Annotated in this window: 14 protein-coding genes; 11 read left to right on the top strand and 3 right to left on the bottom strand. The window is 40.3% G+C overall.

Annotation, left to right across the window (positions count from 1 at the left end):
* Window positions 1-144 precede the first annotated feature (144 nt).
* The 6 genes from Q0Y65_RS05285 to Q0Y65_RS05260 all read left to right on the top strand — a co-directional run bounded on the left by Q0Y65_RS05285 (window position 145) and on the right by Q0Y65_RS05260 (window position 9,078).
* A complete protein-coding gene (locus Q0Y65_RS05285; RefSeq protein ID WP_297957939.1) occupies window positions 145-1,407 on the top strand; it encodes a hypothetical protein in 1,263 nt (420 codons plus the stop codon).
* Entirely contained in the window at window positions 1,400-2,005 is a 606-nt protein-coding gene (locus Q0Y65_RS05280) for a hypothetical protein (RefSeq protein WP_297957938.1), read from the top strand. The genes Q0Y65_RS05285 and Q0Y65_RS05280 overlap by 8 nt, the downstream gene beginning before the upstream one ends.
* A 1-nt stretch (window position 2,006) precedes the next feature.
* Complete coding sequence (locus Q0Y65_RS05275; RefSeq protein ID WP_297957937.1) at window positions 2,007-2,753, top strand: ABC transporter ATP-binding protein; 747 nt, start codon at window positions 2,007-2,009, stop codon at window positions 2,751-2,753.
* Between the two features lies 1 nt (window position 2,754).
* Window positions 2,755-5,046, top strand: coding sequence for an ABC transporter permease (locus tag Q0Y65_RS05270; RefSeq protein WP_297957936.1), 2,292 nt, complete (start codon window positions 2,755-2,757; stop codon window positions 5,044-5,046).
* 25 nt (window positions 5,047-5,071) lie between these two features.
* Window positions 5,072-5,827, top strand: coding sequence for an MBL fold metallo-hydrolase (locus tag Q0Y65_RS05265; RefSeq protein WP_297957935.1), 756 nt, complete (start codon window positions 5,072-5,074; stop codon window positions 5,825-5,827).
* Between the two features lie 1,214 nt (window positions 5,828-7,041).
* A complete protein-coding gene (locus Q0Y65_RS05260) occupies window positions 7,042-9,078 on the top strand; it encodes a leucine-rich repeat protein (protein WP_297957934.1) in 2,037 nt (678 codons plus the stop codon).
* Between the two features lie 81 nt (window positions 9,079-9,159).
* Here Q0Y65_RS05260 and Q0Y65_RS05255 read toward each other — a convergent pair whose 3' ends face one another.
* On the bottom strand, window positions 9,160-9,381 hold the full coding sequence (locus tag Q0Y65_RS05255) for a hypothetical protein (protein ID WP_297957933.1): 222 nt from the start codon (window positions 9,379-9,381) through the stop codon (window positions 9,160-9,162).
* Between the two features lie 675 nt (window positions 9,382-10,056).
* On the opposite strand from Q0Y65_RS05255, the gene Q0Y65_RS05250 reads away from it, so the two are divergent.
* Complete coding sequence (locus tag Q0Y65_RS05250) at window positions 10,057-10,536, top strand: hypothetical protein (RefSeq protein WP_297957932.1); 480 nt, start codon at window positions 10,057-10,059, stop codon at window positions 10,534-10,536.
* A gap of 166 nt (window positions 10,537-10,702) precedes the next feature.
* On the opposite strand, the gene Q0Y65_RS05245 is transcribed toward Q0Y65_RS05250, so the two are convergent.
* On the bottom strand, window positions 10,703-11,905 hold the full coding sequence (locus Q0Y65_RS05245) for an SH3 domain-containing protein (RefSeq protein ID WP_297957931.1): 1,203 nt from the start codon (window positions 11,903-11,905) through the stop codon (window positions 10,703-10,705).
* 368 nt (window positions 11,906-12,273) lie between these two features.
* Here Q0Y65_RS05245 and Q0Y65_RS05240 point away from each other — a divergent pair, with 368 nt between their 5' ends.
* The 3 genes from Q0Y65_RS05240 (at window position 12,274) to Q0Y65_RS05230 (ending at window position 14,841) form a co-directional block, all read left to right on the top strand.
* On the top strand, window positions 12,274-12,813 hold the full coding sequence (locus tag Q0Y65_RS05240) for a suppressor of fused domain protein (protein ID WP_297957930.1): 540 nt from the start codon (window positions 12,274-12,276) through the stop codon (window positions 12,811-12,813).
* Window positions 12,814-12,839: 26 nt separating this feature from the next.
* Window positions 12,840-13,751, top strand: a complete 912-nt coding sequence (locus Q0Y65_RS05235; protein WP_297957929.1) for a hypothetical protein — start codon at window positions 12,840-12,842, stop codon at window positions 13,749-13,751.
* A gap of 358 nt (window positions 13,752-14,109) precedes the next feature.
* Window positions 14,110-14,841 (top strand): HAD family hydrolase, encoded by a 732-nt coding sequence (locus Q0Y65_RS05230; protein ID WP_297957927.1) that lies wholly within the window; start codon window positions 14,110-14,112, stop codon window positions 14,839-14,841.
* A 318-nt stretch (window positions 14,842-15,159) separates the two neighbouring features.
* Here Q0Y65_RS05230 and Q0Y65_RS05225 read toward each other — a convergent pair whose 3' ends face one another.
* Window positions 15,160-16,104, bottom strand: a complete 945-nt coding sequence (locus Q0Y65_RS05225) for a nitroreductase family protein (RefSeq protein WP_297957926.1) — start codon at window positions 16,102-16,104, stop codon at window positions 15,160-15,162.
* A 202-nt stretch (window positions 16,105-16,306) separates the two neighbouring features.
* Between Q0Y65_RS05225 and Q0Y65_RS05220 the strand changes: the two genes are divergently transcribed.
* On the top strand, window positions 16,307-17,071 hold the full coding sequence (locus Q0Y65_RS05220; RefSeq protein ID WP_297957924.1) for a hypothetical protein: 765 nt from the start codon (window positions 16,307-16,309) through the stop codon (window positions 17,069-17,071).
* Window positions 17,072-17,117 lie beyond the last annotated feature (46 nt).

Here is a 17,117-nt window from a genome sequence, read left to right as displayed (position 1 = left end):
GAAGTGTTTTTTTACGTAAAATATTGGCAACGCCAATATAATATTATTTTAACTAGTTGGGGACTCAATACATAAAAAAGAGGTGAAGAATCAAATTAGGAAGAAGTAAAAGTTTGCAACTAGGAAGAATTAGTGGAGGTCTATATGATATTAAAAATGTTGAAAAGTTTCTACACAAAATTATCTCTGATTATGGCGCTTGTAATGTATTTTTCTTACGCAATACCGACGAATGGATTTAAAAACGGTTACTTGATTTTTGTTTCGGTTTTTGTATTCTTTTTCCTTCCTTATTTTACGAAGATCAGCGAGATTGTTGAATCATTCGCTTTCCTTAAAACAGGAAGTGCATTTGCTGGAAAGATAGCAAGATTTCTATGGCAGTATTTGTTTAATCTTTTTGCGATAACTATGCTTATCAAAGGAGATATCGTTCAGACAGACAGACTTGACAGAGTCGGAGGCGTATTTGGTGCGATCGCATTGTTATCATTTGCTTCTCAGGGACTTCAGTACATAATGATGGCTCTGGCAAACAGAAATATCGGAAATATGTACCTTAACATAACGCTGGCTCTCAGCATTAATATGTGCCTCGGAGCTATTGCATCTCTGGGCTATGAGAATGTTCAGGTATTCTATGTTATTTTCGGCCTCATTATGGGATGCATAGGTGCTCTTTATAGTCTTTACACAGATATTCTCGGAATACTTCCTTTAAAGGGCGGAGTTGGAGTATTCTGTGGTACCTTCAATCCCGTTCATGTCACACACATGAAGATTCTCAAGAACTTTATTGAAAAGAGAGACTTGGAAAAGGTATATCTTCATTCTACAGTTGTTCCGAAGCTCCATCAGGTATTCCTTGAGGACGGAGTTATCCGTATAAAGGAAAAGAAGGACGGAATGCGTTTTTATGAAAGAACAGACAAAGCTGATTTCCATATTAATTATTTCGCTACAGGAAATGCTTTCTATGAGGCAGAAAACAGATTTGCTATGCTCAAGGCTGCTGTCAAGGATGCAGGACTTGAGGATAAGGTAGAGATTCTCTTTATGCCTGAGGTATATGAAAAGAAGGGATTCTACGGTATTATTGACTATGTTAAGGAGCATAACAAGGGAAAGCGTATTTACGGACTTCACGGCAGCGACGGCGGTGGAAAGATGGTAAGGGCTATATATGATGAGAAATTTATAATTCCTAATGTCATCAGAAGAACGGATAATGTTTCTGCTACAGCTATCAGAAATGGTGCAAAGGGAATGACTGCGCCTACTGTTGATGAGATCAGAAAGGTTTTGCGTGATGATTATCCAAAGCATGATAATGAAAGCTTTGTTTTCAATGGCGATAAGTATATCTACAGAAAAGGTTTACTGATCGCGGAGGGTGCTAATGCATAAACGTTTTATAGAGTGCGCTTATGATGAATATGTTATTAATGACACCTACAAGCTGTTATCATTTGCTGATATGCATATTTCCGAAGTATCTTCATTTGTTGCAGAGGTGTACTACAATAAGAAGCACTATAAATTCGAGGATGATTTTGAGATCATAAAAGATAATATCCATGAAAATGATGAAAGACTTGATCGGCATTCATTTATATTCTGCTTATTAAACAGGGAAAATGACATATGCTGTACCCTGAAGCTTTTTAAAAAGGATTCACCTGACTGGCTTCTTCCGATTGAGGAAGAATTCGGTATTGATCTGAATTATTTTGAGGAGTTTCCGTTGCTTGAGATTGGTCGTTTTGCAAGCAACGGAAATATTTCCTTCAACCTTATTGTAAGTATGTTCAAAAGGATCATACAGGTGGTAAACATAAAAGACAGCAGACTGTTTGCGAGCCTTGATAAGAGAGTTTATAAACAGCTTTTAAGATTAAAATACCCTATATATCCGCTTGGTAATTACAGATACTATATGGGAACTGATACGATACCGGTGGGAGTAAAAGTTTCAGAATTATTATCAGTAAAATTAGGAGGCTAATATGAGCGCATTGTTGAAAATTGAGAAGCTGACGAAAAAGTATGACACAGAAACAATTCTTCACGGACTTGATACTGTTATAAACGAAGGTGAGTTTACTGTTGTTATGGGAAGCTCAGGAAGCGGAAAGACTACATTTCTGAACTGTATAAGCAGTATGGACAGACCAACAGACGGAAAGGTGCTTTTCAAGGGCGAGGACGTATTCAAAGGCAGCGACAAAAAGGTGTCTGATTTTCGCGTAAAAAAAATGGGCTTTGTTTTTCAAGACATGAATCTCATTGAGAATATGTCTGTACTAGAGAATATCATCCTTCCTGCATATCTTGCAAAGAAGATACCCGATAAGGAAGTGGTACAGAAGGGTAAAGCTCTTATTGAAAATGTTGGACTCAGCGGCAGTGAGAACAAGATGCCTAAGGAGTTGTCAGGCGGTCAGAAGCAGAGAGTTGCAATTGCAAGAGCTCTTATCAATTCACCTGATATTATTTTTGCGGACGAGCCTACAGGTGCACTTAATTCCAAGACCAGTGAAATAATCCTGGATATGCTGACCGAGATCAATAAGAAGGGTCAGAGTATTGTTATGGTAACTCATGATATCAAGTCTTCGCTCAGAGCCGACAGGATCCTTTATTTAAAGGACGGCATGATCGGCGATGAGATGAAGCTTGAAAAGTATAATGGAGCAGACGACGGTACAAGAGAGAAGAAGGTATCCGAATGGTTACAGAATATGGGGTGGTAATATGAGATCATTGTTACTGCTCTTAAAAAACAATTTCAGAAAAAGAAAGACTTTCTCTGTTTCTATCGTGATTCTTTCACTGCTTGTTGTGCTGGTGGGAAGTTCTGCCATTTGCGGCCTTAAAATGAACGGAGATGTTTACGATAAGGTATATGAAGCCTCTTCGTCACCAGACGTTCTTATGTGTTATCCCGGAGGAAATTATGATGATTCTCTTCTGGAGGAGCTGAAGGAATATGATAATATCACCGATGCTGAATCTATCGAGGAACTGTTTACATCGATAAAGAACAAGGAAGATAAGGAAATAAGTGCTCTTATCGGATCCGAAAAAGCTTTTGATATGGATGTCAACGGTAATGAGCTGTATCTGTCGAATTACTACAGCAATACCAGCCAGTTTGAAAGAGGCGATACAGTAGAGGTTAATATCGGAGACTACAGCGGCGAATTTGTTGTATCCGGTTTTTTTGAGGATCCTGTATTCGGTTCGTCTATAATGAAGTATAATCAGATGGTGATTTCTGATGATAAATTCAATGAGATCTGCGAAACAGGAGAGCTCAGGGATGCAAATAAAAAATATCTCATATACACATGGTGGAATGATGATATCAGCAAGGATGAGCTCCCTGACTCTGTAAGCGAGACGCTTTCAAATTTCTCTGGCAGATCGTTGTCGGAATTCATATATGACAAGACATATATACGCAAAGCGTATACTATGATCCCGAATATCATATCCATAGTAATGATACTTGCTACCTTTTTTATAGGTCTGGGTTCTGCGTATGTTCTCAGATATGCTTTGAAGAATTCTATTGAGGGAGATTACAAGGAAATAGGAACTCTTAAGGCGCTGGGCTGTTATTACAGGAATATTAAGAAGGCTTATGCGTGGTTCTATCTTTTCCTGGTATTGACAGGTGGTGTTATCGGTTACATAATCTCGCTGTTCCTCTCTGGAATAATATGTAAGGTATATCTCAATATCAATGGTATAGACGGAAAGGATTATCTTGGAAGTTCAAGAAGTGGAATCGGTATATTCATACTACTTGTATTTCTGATTATCGCTGCATTTATAGTAACACTTTCTCTTCATCCGCTGAAAAAAATCCTTCCCGTTGAAGCCATCAGAGGTATCAGGAGAAGAAAGGAAAAGAATACAGGCAGTATTATAAGACCGCGATTCATACCATTTACGTTGAGACTGTTATTCAAGCAGTGGATATCAAGGGCGAAACAGTATCTTTCAATAATCATTGTTGCAGGACTTTTCGGTTTTTTGATGTGCAGCGTCATATCCCTGAGTAAAACATTCAGTGAAAAAGAGCAGGTGTACAAGATACTGGGGCTTCCTCAGAATGACATCGTGCTTATCTCTGAAAATGCTGATAATATGGAAATTGTGAAAGAGAAGATTGCCTCTGAATATGAGACAGGTGCATACAGTTCTTTCCATCAGGCTACACTGAATATAGACGATCAAAGCTCTGTTGCTCTTATTTATAGCGAGATACCGGGGACTCTGGAACTTGTTTCGGGAAATAAGCCACAGAATGATGATGAAATTATTATGGGATATTCACTGTCACGTACTCTCGATAAGAAGGAGGGAGACACAGTTTCCATCGAATCTGTGGACGGAGAGAGTTTTACATATAAGATCGTCGGACTCTATCAGACTGCAAACAACCTTGGCAAGGAATTTCACATGACTGAGGAAGGTTTCCGTCAGCTCAACCCGGATATAGCATTTACGCAGAAAGTATTGAAGCTGAAGGACGGTGAGGAGATCGAAAAGGTTGCAAACGAATTTGAGGACAATGAATATAATGTAAGGGTGGTCAACGGACGCGCAAGCACAGACGGACTGATATCAACTGTACAGAGCAGTCTTAACGCACTGATATATGTTGTTATGATAATATCTATTCTTCTTTCAGGAGTCATAACACTAATGCTGACCATAATGTCTGTTGCAAAGGAAGACAGCGATCTGAAGAAATTCAGACTTCTCGGCGTCAGATTATCTGTGCTCAGATGGCAGTATATATTCAGGATAGTTATTTCAAGTCTTATTGGTTGTCTGATCGCTTTTGTCGTATTCTTCCTTGTTTCCGATTCAATGTTCAACAAGCTCGTTACTATTGCGGGGCTGAGCAAAATAGACGTTATTTCAGATAAATGGGCATATATTACCGTTGCTTTTGTATTTGTCGTTGCGGGAGCTTTGATCTCGGCTATAGCGACATCACGCATAAGAAAGTACAGATATGTAAATCATTAAAATGCAGAATGTTAGGAGCTGTCTTATGAAACTAAAGTATTATCATATCGGTATCGCATCAGGAGTTCTGGCTATAGACGATAAGCTGTATATAGGAACAGATCCCGCTTTTTCACCAAAGGGGCATATTGCCGCTTTCAAGAAATTTGATTCAAAGCGCGAAAAGGCTCCTGTGTATTCAGAGGAGCTGATAAAAAAGACTGAGCTTTGGCTCATTACCCACGGTCACGAGGATCATCTTGACGAGGCTGGTATAAACGAGCTGAAGAATGTGGGGCCGATGGTGATATGTGATTCGGAAGCTACTGCAGGCAGGCTGTCTCCGCTGAAGAGCAGGGTGCTTGCATGGGGCGGAGAATACTCCTTTGAAAAGGAGGGCATATCTGTCAAGATAAAGGCAGTTCCTGCATATCACGGAAACAATCTTCTGATGAGAAAGATCATAGGAGCAGTAAACGGTTATGTTGTTGATATCCGCACGGAAAAGTCCGGAAAGACAGTATACATCACAGGCGATACGGTCTATCATAAGAACATCATCAAGGCTCTGCCCCAAAAGGTAAACGTAATGATAGCAAACATGGGCAATGCCAAAAGCGAGATGTTCGGCGGACCGCTGACAATGGACACGGATATGCTTGACAGCTATGTAAAGTTGCTTAGTCCCGAGGTCGTTATCCCTGTCCATGTAGATGATTATTCTCATTATGACATGACTATGGAGGATATAGAAAAAGCAGGCTACAGAAAGATAATGCCGGGCGATGAAATAGAATGTTGATATAATTAAACCTTTCTGAACATACATGTTCAGAAAGGTTTTTATTTGTAAACCGCATATTATTTATAAACCACGGCGGTCAGAACAGTGTAGTCGATGGTCTGCTTCACGGAGTTCCGCAGATGATAGTTCCGGGCAAAGTATTTGAACGAAGATACAATGCGGTTTCTGTTGCGAAAAACAAAGCAGGTAAGAAGTTCTGAGAAGTCGAGTTCCTTCAAGTCGTAATATAGTAGTCCTCGATCTTCCTGGATGCGGCTATAGCCCGTTTAGAATTTTAGCCTTTTTCTAATTCGGACATACGTGAAAAAGACTCCACAATGTGTTTTATCTGGGATTTTGTATATAATAAAACAATCATGACGTCAAGCATAGTTGTAATTATAATTGAATATAAGAAGAGGCGCCGGGATGGCCACCATCAATGTTTACACGCTTTATATTGTTTGCTCTTTACTGCTAATAGATATTGTAAATGCTTTTAAGGTGTGTTATAATTGAAATATCAAGATGACAGCACCGATCATGATTGAAGTAAAAGCAACTATTAATGCTGATAGGGACGTTAGAAAACGATTTTTCATTTGCCTTAAAGCTCGGTGATAAACGCTATCATCTGAAAGCGACTGAGATAAGGCTTTATAAGATTAATGCAGACGACGAAGGTAAGCTGGTGTTTAAAAACTATAAAGGCAGTCATAAAAACCTGTTAAAGGGTCTTGAAGTGCAGTGAGTATATGCAGTTTGATGGCCTGAAATTAAAGGAAATGTTGAGATCACAAATGGAAAACACTGCATAAACAAAGCTTATTTTCATCTTCCGGGGCTGTTTGAGTTTTATGACCTGTACAGTGCTTTTCTGCCGCTGTACCGTGAGCACCGGGAATATTCTACGACTGGTGCGAAACAGCATTTGTCCAGCGAACCTGAAGACTTTGATTATTATTTCCCCCATAAAAATCTTATCAAGCTTAATAATGAATGTAAAATAGCTTTTTAACATCAATATTAGCTTTTAACCATATTATAATAATTTGGATATTCATCCGTGTTGAAAACTCTTATGCCCGTAGATTTAACTTCATTATAAGTGTTCTTATTGAGGACTTTGCGAAGAATAAAAGATGAGAAAATAAAGCATTATAAGCGTTTATTTGGTTCAAAGCAAAAAAGATAGCCGCCGTGGCTACTATAACTGGAGAGGAGATTATACTGTGAACTTTTTATGCTCTTGTTGTAAAAGACGTATCACGAATGATAATCAGAAACGTCATCTGATTGAAGGCGCAGGTATCCATAATATCGGATATCATCTGGCATGGATGGAATGCTCAAAGGAAGAATTGTCCCTGCCGGTCAATAAAAGGCAATGGCTGCACACAAATCAGGTTCCGATCGTCGGAGAAAAGCGGATACTCAAGGTCACAGCACCTTTTGACGAGGAAATAGGCGATACATTCACTACGATTTTCGAGCCGTGGCAAATGTTCCTGAACGGTTGGGACAGTGCTGAAAGTCCTGACGATATCGGCAAAGCCTGTGCTGTACTTTGCCGCTTTGAAGAGGTTCTCTGTGCGGATGACTTTTCTGCTATTATATACGCAACAGTGTTAAAAACTATTCCCTTCGATCAGCTTTATAAAGTTATACCCGAAACAGTAACAGATGAACGCTTTTATGAAGAATTCGGCGACGGTCAGGAAGTCTGGACAGAATATGAGGATAAACACAGGCTCTACCGCACATGGAATGCACAGGGTGATGTATCGCAGATGCAGCTGATATATACTGATGACCGGGGGATACGTCATGAAGTGCTGACCAGTTGGTATTCAATGCATGATGATTTTTACTATTTTGGAAATACAGTAAATAAGCCCCTTGAAACCAGGGAATCCGAAGTGGCTTCAAAGTACAGTTTCCTGGAGAAAGAGACAGACAACAGGGAAAAAAGTGAAGCACGGATAGCTTATCTCGAACAGAAATACGGAATAGTTTTTCCTGACATATTAAAGGATCTTTATTCCAGAACAGATGGTTCGGGAATGAGAACCTGTTATCTTGAAATAGATGATTACGGCTATGAAGTCTATGAGCTGGTCACATTGGAAGATGAAGACGGCGGCTTTGAATGGCTTGTTGACAGCATATACCGTGCCGAACCGATGAACAGGTATATTCCTGCTGACTGGTATCCTTTGGCAGAGGATGAAGGCGGCGATCATTTCTTCTGGAGCAGCAAAACACAACAGGTCTACTATGTTTTCCATGAGGAGATCGACGATAAGATACTGATCGCGGACAGCATCGAAGAATTTATCGAGATGCTGAACGATTCTGTTGATATGCTCCCTCCTGAGCCTGTCCGTTCTGTCGTCCAGGCTAACGGCTGTCAGTGGGATATAACAGAACAGTGGGACAGCTGTGTCATCAACCGCTGCGTCAACAAAGACTCGCTGAAGGAGGTAACTGTTCCGTCTGAGCTGAACGGAAAGCCTGTTATTTCTATTGGTGACAACGCCTTTGCAAACGATCCTGTCTCACTGTGCAGAGTCATCGAAACTCTCATTATGCCTGACACGATACATCGTATCGGTAATTTCTTTTTCAAGGGCTGCATCTACCTCCGACATATAAAAATGCCGGCAGAACTGGAAAGCATCGGCAATGAAGCCTTTCGCGGCGCGTCGGGACTTGAGACCCTTGCCATCGGAGATAAATGTATATCCATCGGAAACCTGTTCTGTGCAGATGCACTTTCTCTGCGGACGGTCTCTATCGGTGCAGGTATCAGATTCATTGGCGATTATACATTCTACAATACTCCTTCAATGGTAGGCTTCTGCTGCAATGGCGAGCTCAGATCACTGGGCCATGGTTCCTTCTGGATGAATAAATGGGCTGATTCGCAGATCTTTCGTCCCGATGCAGAAATGCTTCGCTTTTGCAGGAATAACTCTTTGCTTTACCGCTATGTCAAACAGAATCCACCGATACGGATTTTCTTTGATGATACGGTCAGGTATGTGTTTGAACATGCATTCGGCGGCGACGCATGGAATTCAGGTAACGGCATAACGGATATTTATTTCCCCGGTGCTGATACTATCGGTGCGCAGGCATTCAAAAAGGTGCCGTACGCAACGGTCCATCTTAGCGCTTCACGAATGGAGGCCTCATACGGTTCGGATTATGAGTACACGATCGCCTCGCTCTGTGTGCCTGCAAAGGTCGTGTTCGATCTTCCCTGAAGATTCAGGCATCTGGTTTAACGGTGCAGAATGAAGATGAAATGTTAATGATTTAAGCTTGATTTGTTTCATGCTCGTATATCAACTCTCAGGTAGTTGTTTTTCAATCCATACTTCCGGACCGCACTTCTCCTTTATTGTCTCCACGATATCTTTTTCAAAATGAGCGGAGTTGTTCATTATCAGCTTTCTGTGGTTCTTTGTCATGATCACAAGCTGATATTTATAGTAATCATCGTACTTCTGTTTGCTCCTCGGCGTATAATAGGGAGTTGAACGTTTGGTATGCCACCTTGCTCGCATATAGGCTTTTTCTATATCAGTATATTAGGCTGCTGACATTCCCTTTTGTGTCCCGATAATCATATTTGGCGTTATATATATTCCTGCCAAAGGATACCAGACAGATTCGGGATGGTTGGCCTGCTCGTCTATTTCCGCAGGAGTATACCGGATGCTTCCGCAGGCAGGACGGAGATGTTTGAAAACATTTATAGTTCCCGTCCAGTGGATACATAAGCTGTTGACGATCAGTATGGTTATCCCGAATACCAGTCCGAGCGGGTGCTCGTTCGTAAGTAAGTACATATACCTTTTTTCGCTCGGCAATATCATTTTTGGTATATACTATCTATTCGTAATAAATGCTCTATACTACAATATATAATAGAGCATAATGGCTGATTTATCAATGATACACAAACGCTTTAACTATGACTCCACTGGGATCAAAGTTGATTATTCAAGCACCTAGTGTTTGTTTGGGGATTTATCCTTTGGCGTTTTAGACTTCTGCATAGCAACACGCTTTGCTTCTTACCGCATATTCGCTCTCTCAAAGTAGCAAGTCGGCTTTCGATTCCTTCTGATTGACTTTTTCACCCTGCTGTGCTATAATTCTGGTGTAGTGAAGTCACTGGAAAATCTGGATTACGCAGCGGAATTATGATCTATAAATCAATCAGAAAGGATAACGATATGAACTATAGATGCGAAGAAAAATATAATGAGGAATTTGAGAACGTAAAAAGCATCGTACTCGGCTCCGGTCGTTTTTATTATATCTATCGAGATGATAAACCTTATGTAAAAATAGAGGTACGCCTGTTTGACTTTTTTTCGGATACTGTTTTCTTTCATAATTATTTTGTGATTGGGAATTATTACGAAGGTATATATGCCATAAATATGCTCGACTTGGAAGTAAAACATAAAGAAATTTCAGGCTATTTTGGACACTATGAAATCATAGATGACAATCTTTATGTTTTAGGCATGAATAACATTACTGCATTTGACTCATGCATGAATGAAAAATGGATTAGTGAAAATATTGCGATCGATGGAGTGACATTTTATAAAACAGAAGGCGATACTATGGTTGTATCTTGTGAAATGGATCCGCCGGATGGTTGGATAACGAAAAGAATAAGTTTATCTGACGGAAAACTGATTTAGATCATTAATAGCGCATATGGAACTTGGTGATCTGCTTGCAATACAATTTTTTTCAGAGTCAATCATATAAAAAGAGAGGCGGGTGAAATCCCCGCCTCTTTTCATTGGAATTTGATTATTGGATTTGGTACTATCAAGCCAATTCAAATAAAAAGAATAACAGAAATCAATTAATTATGGAAACATATTGTTTGCTTACAAAGCCAACATCTGAGTAAACATATCTATTTCCATTTTCATTTACGCCCACATAATACCATTCGCTGTTTTCACCAAGGATCCAAACGACATCACCTTTGGGAAGTTCTTTTATTATATCATAAGCAGAGCCCGGACCTTTACGAAGATTCAAGCCGGATGATTCTGTCGTAATTCTTCCATATGACAGATCGGCTCCTTCGTAGAATACCATATCTGATGCAGCGTTTCCTATATTGGGAAAATCCAAATAAGAATCCGGTACATTTACTGATTGATTCCGGACTTGAATTTGCGGTGTAAAATAAGTATAACTTGGTGATACCCATGAAAGTTTATTCTTATCTGCAATCAGTGAACGGAATTCGTTTTCATTTATTGTCTTGCCATCATGAGTAAACTGTTTTGCGTAACTGTAGATTCGTTCAATAAGTTCGATGTTGTTGTCGTTATTTATACGATAATAAGCATATACTTCGCCGCCTCCCAATTTTAAGCATTCAATAAGATTGTCGGTTACACTGAATCTTATGCTGTTTCCTGTTACATCAGTGGAAGAAAAGCTTCCATTCTTGTATAAATACATATGAGTATAATTTCCGGATATATGTTCTGCTTTTATGAACAGCTCTTTTATGCCATCGCCATTAACGTCATAAAGTGAATACTGTGTATCCATTACCGGGTCATTAGAATCACTGCTATATGAAGAAATGAAGCTATCCACTGCTGAATTGAACTGCTCATCAGATATAGCAGGAGAGGTGATTACTACTGTAGTGGTCTCTGCAATTGTTGTTTGGATTTCAGTTGCAGAAGTGACTACTGTAGCTGTTGTGATTCCTTCTTTCTGTTCAATTGTAGTTGTGCTGTTAACAGTGATATCATTATTATCCGATCCGCTGCTTTTTTTATCTTTCATAAGCAACATACCGCCAAGGATACCTATTCCAAGTATAAGCAAGCCTATAACACCTGCAAGGATCCAAACGATAGGTGACTTCTTTTTTTCTTCATGTTTATAGTTTTCTGTAATCGCTGAAGTTTGTGTATTGGTTTTAGTATCGTTTTTGTCAACGTACTCAGATGAAGATTCTGTAAGCCGTGATTTATCAAGTTCACAATTGACAGGTGCATTGTCGTTAGTGATATTATCATTTAAAGATTTCATAACTATTCCTCCGTTAGATTTTTACATTAATGCAAACAAGCTTTTTAATACTCCTATCAATTCAATGAATGTGTAATTCTACCGATATATAATAACATATTTATTTACCGAATGCATGGAGGATCTGTTAACAATACATCGCAAATTTTTTTGTCATAGTTTACAAGCTCAAGATGTTTTAATTGTATATTATGCAATAATACACAAAGCTGGATGTTCATGAGCTTAGCTGATAAAAGTAAGTCACTTAATTGCGTAATACATCAAATGTTCTTTGTAAAATCTTCGTTTCTTATTGGCTTTTGCGTTTGTATGTGATATAATTTAGATATGAACTCAAAAAGATATATTATTGCGGGGTGACATGAATGAAATTGGGAGAGAAACTTCTTGATCATTACAATCAGTTTTTAGGTGATTACATAGGAGCTGACGTTTATGCCAATAACGATTATGAAATTCAGATCCTTGGCTTTCCGAATGCGATAAAAGACTGTTTGGTCCTGACATCTTTTGGAATATCAAAGCATGACTATCATGGGAACTGTTGTGAAGTGATACTTCCTGTAGATGATTTCTACGATGAATGTGCGGAGATATTTGCAAATTCCATATTCTATGCTTTATCAAATAATATGAGCATTGGCAGAGGACTTCTGATAGAAGGAGCTGATAGCATTATTGAAGGGTTTTCTGAGAAATGCGGTAAAACAGCTTTGTATTTCACTGACGTTTATGTTTTGCCTGAAGAATTTACATTCGTCGATAAATGCCATATCTATATGGGATTCTTCGTTTCTGAAGAAGAATCAGAATACATAAAGAAGTATGGAAGTGAGCAATTCGAGGATTTATTAGAGGAAAAGGACGTTGACGTTATCGAAATAAAACGCAGATCAATACTGTGAAATTATAGGAAATGGTATGATAACATATGGAAAACACTGGAAAAAACAAAGCATATTTTCATCTTCCGGGTCTGTTTGAGTTCTATGACCTGTACAGTGTGTTTCTGCCGCTGTACCGTGAGCACCGGGAATATTTCTACGACTGGAGCGAAATAGCATCTGTCTATGGTGCTCCTGCTGACTGTATCTGGAGCGGCGGACGTGTCGGATTCGGAGAATGTGAAGCTGAAGATGTACTCGCACTTATGAATGGGTACGGTATTTCTTCAAGGCTCACATTCAGCAATTCACTTTTAAAACCTAAACATCTAACCGACAGGAAATGTAATGCCCTCTGTGAACTTTTTGCCGGAAGCAAAGGTGTACAGAACGGTGTTATAATCTACTCGGATCTTCTGCTTGAGCATATTAAAAATAATTATCCCGCCCTTTATTTTGTTTCCTCGACTACAAAGGTCCAGACTGATTTTACTCAGTTCATAAAGGAAACAGAGCGGAATGATTTTAGGTATGTTGTTCCTGATTTCAGGCTGAATAAGCTGTATGATAAACTTGATACACTCTCGCAGTATCAGAAAGATAAAGTTGAATTTCTGTGCAATGAATGCTGCTCGTTTTACTGCAAAGACAGAAAAGCCTGCTATGAAAATGTAAGCAGGAAAAATCTCGGAGAAAACTGTCCCGAGCATATCTGTACCGCACCTGATGCCAAGGACGGGTACCGTTTTTCAAAGGCAATGAAAAATCCCGGATTTATCAGTACAGATGACATCATCAACACATATCTGCCCCTCGGTTTTTCTAATTTCAAAATAGAGGGCAGGGGACTGGGAAGTGCTGTCAATCTCGAATTTCTGCTTTATTATCTCACAAAGCCGGAATATCAGCTTACTGTCCGTGAAGAGGTATATCTCGACAGTATGCTGGATCTGTTCTGAATATCACATGATCTCTTCCTTATCACGGTTGCGGGGAGTAGCCTTGTTGCGGACAAGCCGTGCAATCAATTCCGTGAGCGCTGCACAGATCGCCGATAGTATAAAATCTCCGGCATCAAGATCAGATATGTCGATCACTGCATAAGCGATACCGGCAAGTATAAGGGATAGCAGATAAAGCAGCAATAAATGGGAAATAAGATAGGCAATATTGTACACCTACCGTTTGAAGTTGCTTTTATTATATCACATATGTCAAAACTTGCCTGTGATATTTTGAAAGGATAAGTGCCTTTAGGAGATAATGATTTTTATAAAAGAGTTCCTGAAATTATATTAGTGGAAAGTTGTGAAGAATATGTTCAGACCAAAGATGATTCTTTTTGATTATGGCGATACCTTGATGTATGAGCCTGATTTTTGCCCATTCAATGGGAATAAAGCGATATATCCGTATATCAGTGAGAATCCTCATAACGTCAGTCTTGAGGAATATAGCGAGTATCTGCTGGATCTCTTTGATGAGATAAAAGCACTGCGCGGAGAACTGATCGAAATACATGAGCATATTTTCCTGAGAAATGTGCTTGAACACTTCGACATGAAACTTTCAGTATCTATCGAAGAAGCAGAATGGATAATAATGAACGGTGTATCTCATGCTGTTCCTTTACCGAAAACAGCCGAAATGCTGAAAGCATTAAAGGACGTTGGAATACGGACAGGAATTGTAAGCAATCTCTGCTGGTCAGGGACAGCGCTTTCAAGACGTCTGCAAGAGGCGTTTCCCGACCATAACTTTGATTTTGTAATGACATCAAGTGAGTATATTTTCCGCAAGCCCGATGTGCATATTTTTGATATGGCAGTAAGGAAGTCAGGACTTGATAAAACTGATATATGGTACTGCGGAAATAATAAGGAAGCCGATATTATCGGAGCACATGAAGCTGGTATTTTTCCTGTGTTCTATGATGACAGGAGCGTTCCGAGCAGACTTCATGAGAAAAATGATAAGGTTATGATTGATTTTCCTTATCTGCATCTCAGCAGCTGGGACGACCTCATAGACAAGCTTTCGGAAAACTGAATACTGATTTTTGCTGTCGGATATTCTATAATCGCATATCCGCTGATAGAGGGAGAATATATGGATATGTGGGACGATCGCAGTTGTGACGCAGTGATAAGACATAAATTTCCCGAACAACGTCATACACCAGTGTGTCCTTGCAGGTGCTGCTGACGGTCTTGACGGGTGCGGTCACGTTGGCAATACGGGTTGCTTAGGCGGCTGCACAGGCGCAGGATCCGCCGTCCTACTCCGGCTGTTCAGCCCCTTATATATACAGATCGGCGATGCAGTTTTATAAGAGAAGAAAATCTTTCTCTGCATAAGTATTGATAATCACTTGTTTTTCCCGAATCCATTAAACCATATTCTGCTTTCAAACGGCTTTTTAGCTGTCTGATGAGTTTCTTCGGCAGGTTTTCCCACGGGCAGGATACATACGATCTTATAGTCGTCGGGTATTCCCATATGAGCGGCGATCTTTCCTGCTATATCGTCATCATCGGTTATGTGGCCTTCGTACCAGCAGCTCTCATAGCCGAGCGCTTTGATCGCTAACAGCATATTTTCGATAGCTGCACTGTAATCCTGAACATTAAAGCATTTATTGCGATAAGCAATTATTCTTTGCGTAAGAACGAGAATAAAAGCAGGTGCGGTTTCGGCGATCGGAGGGTCTATCAGCGATTTAATTTCCTTCAACAGCACTGCATCATCGACGGCAATAAATGAAGCGGTCTGTTTATTGCAGCCTGACGGTGCAGCTGCTCCCGCTTCAAGGATCTTTGCCAGATCAGCTGCGGGAACAGGAGCGTTTATATATTTTCCGCGGTAACTGGTCCTGTTCCTTATAATATCAAGTATATCCGTACTTTTCACCCGTAGATCACGCTGTGCCAGAAGATTCTTTTCTTTTTCAAAGAAAGCCGTTTTCATTTGTTCATATTCAGAATCGGTACAGACCTCTCTGCATTTCGGTTCAAAGGATTTTGTTACAGCAAAACATTCTTTCATGTTATCGCAAGGAAATTCGGGACATTCAGAGCAGTTGCCTATAGCTTTGCCCTCGCAGCATTTAATGACCTTATACCTGCACCAGTTCTCGGGTTTACAACCGTTGCAGGATATTTCGTCATTGGAAACGATTCTGTCACGGTATCCTGTCTTCAGCCATAGTTCAGCTGTGTGCCGTAATTCTTCTTCTGTTTTTTCATACGGATGGGCGATATATCTCGGACAAGCCGAGCAATCGTTTCCGCAGGCTGCAATTATCTTATTCATAGAAAAGTCTCCGTTCAATTTATTTCAGAAATATAATGAGTGAGCTTGATTGCCTGTCATTCCGCACAGTATGCATGATACAACGCCCTGTATTGCTTTTATTATATCACATACCTGCTCTCTCCTCAAGGTGAAAACGGAAGGATGTATTGTAAACAGCTCCTTTGTATGCTATAATTAAGAAAAAACAAAGGAGCAGGTTATGTCAGTAGAAAACGGTGAATGGATAATGCACGGACTTGCGTGGGACGATCCCAACAGGATACACAGTCCCGAGGAGCTTGTGAAACAGATAAATGAAGCGGGTTTTCTGCCTCTGTTCGGCAACGGGGTCAGGGGCTTTTCCGCAGAGGAGCGCGTATCAGCAGATTACTGGTGGACAGGTGACAGGGAGCAGGATCCGTGGGAGTGGCGCGAGATTATCGCTTCAGGTCATGAAGTAGCCTACGGCAAGTTCTTCGATAAAAAAGCAGGCTTTATCAGTCTGGAGTGGCTGCCCTGTTTCGCCAATTACAGACGCGACGGCTATGACTTCGACTCCGCCTGGGAGGACAGCAAGGTCAACCGCCGTGAGAAGCTGATAATGGACGTTCTTACTGATACCGACAGCGACGGAGAAATCATCTGGAGCGACAAGCAGATACTCGCCAGTGACCTGAAAAAGCTGGCAGGCTTCGGCAAAGGCGGCGAAAAGAACTTCACGGGTATTACAACCGACCTTATGATGAAGACGTATCTGGTTACTGCCGATTTTCACAGGCGCAGAAATAAGAAAGGTGCGGAATACGGTATGCCGGTATCGGTACTTCTTCCGCCCGAGGCTGTGTGGGGATATGACAGAGTTACTTCCGCATACAGTGAAGCTCCGCATGAATCCTGGAAGCGCATATTCAACCGGGTAAAAGAGCTTTATCCCGACGCTGATGAAGCTGAAATAATAAAGCTTATCGGAAAGGAACCGAAATAAAGGAATGAGAATACTGCTCCTTCGATGTACCCAATAGCGATCATCC

The organism is uncultured Ruminococcus sp., assembly GCF_947301925.1.
GTDB lineage: Bacteria > Bacillota > Clostridia > Oscillospirales > Ruminococcaceae > Ruminococcus.
This window is presented reverse-complemented; position numbering and strand designations above follow the sequence as displayed.

Coding starts and splice junctions, on each gene's coding strand:
- Q0Y65_RS05285 (WP_297957939.1), top strand. CDS start 145: ATGATATTAAAAATGTTGAAAAGTTTCTACACAAAATTATCTCTGATT.
- Q0Y65_RS05280 (WP_297957938.1), top strand. CDS start 1,400: ATGCATAAACGTTTTATAGAGTGCGCTTATGATGAATATGTTATTAAT.
- Q0Y65_RS05275 (WP_297957937.1), top strand. CDS start 2,007: ATGAGCGCATTGTTGAAAATTGAGAAGCTGACGAAAAAGTATGACACA.
- Q0Y65_RS05270 (WP_297957936.1), top strand. CDS start 2,755: ATGAGATCATTGTTACTGCTCTTAAAAAACAATTTCAGAAAAAGAAAG.
- Q0Y65_RS05265 (WP_297957935.1), top strand. CDS start 5,072: ATGAAACTAAAGTATTATCATATCGGTATCGCATCAGGAGTTCTGGCT.
- Q0Y65_RS05255 (WP_297957933.1), bottom strand. CDS start 9,381: ATGCGAGCAAGGTGGCATACCAAACGTTCAACTCCCTATTATACGCCG.
- Q0Y65_RS05250 (WP_297957932.1), top strand. CDS start 10,057: ATGAACTATAGATGCGAAGAAAAATATAATGAGGAATTTGAGAACGTA.
- Q0Y65_RS05245 (WP_297957931.1), bottom strand. CDS start 11,905: ATGAAATCTTTAAATGATAATATCACTAACGACAATGCACCTGTCAAT.
- Q0Y65_RS05240 (WP_297957930.1), top strand. CDS start 12,274: ATGAAATTGGGAGAGAAACTTCTTGATCATTACAATCAGTTTTTAGGT.
- Q0Y65_RS05235 (WP_297957929.1), top strand. CDS start 12,840: ATGGAAAACACTGGAAAAAACAAAGCATATTTTCATCTTCCGGGTCTG.
- Q0Y65_RS05230 (WP_297957927.1), top strand. CDS start 14,110: ATGTTCAGACCAAAGATGATTCTTTTTGATTATGGCGATACCTTGATG.
- Q0Y65_RS05225 (WP_297957926.1), bottom strand. CDS start 16,104: ATGAATAAGATAATTGCAGCCTGCGGAAACGATTGCTCGGCTTGTCCG.
- Q0Y65_RS05220 (WP_297957924.1), top strand. CDS start 16,307: ATGTCAGTAGAAAACGGTGAATGGATAATGCACGGACTTGCGTGGGAC.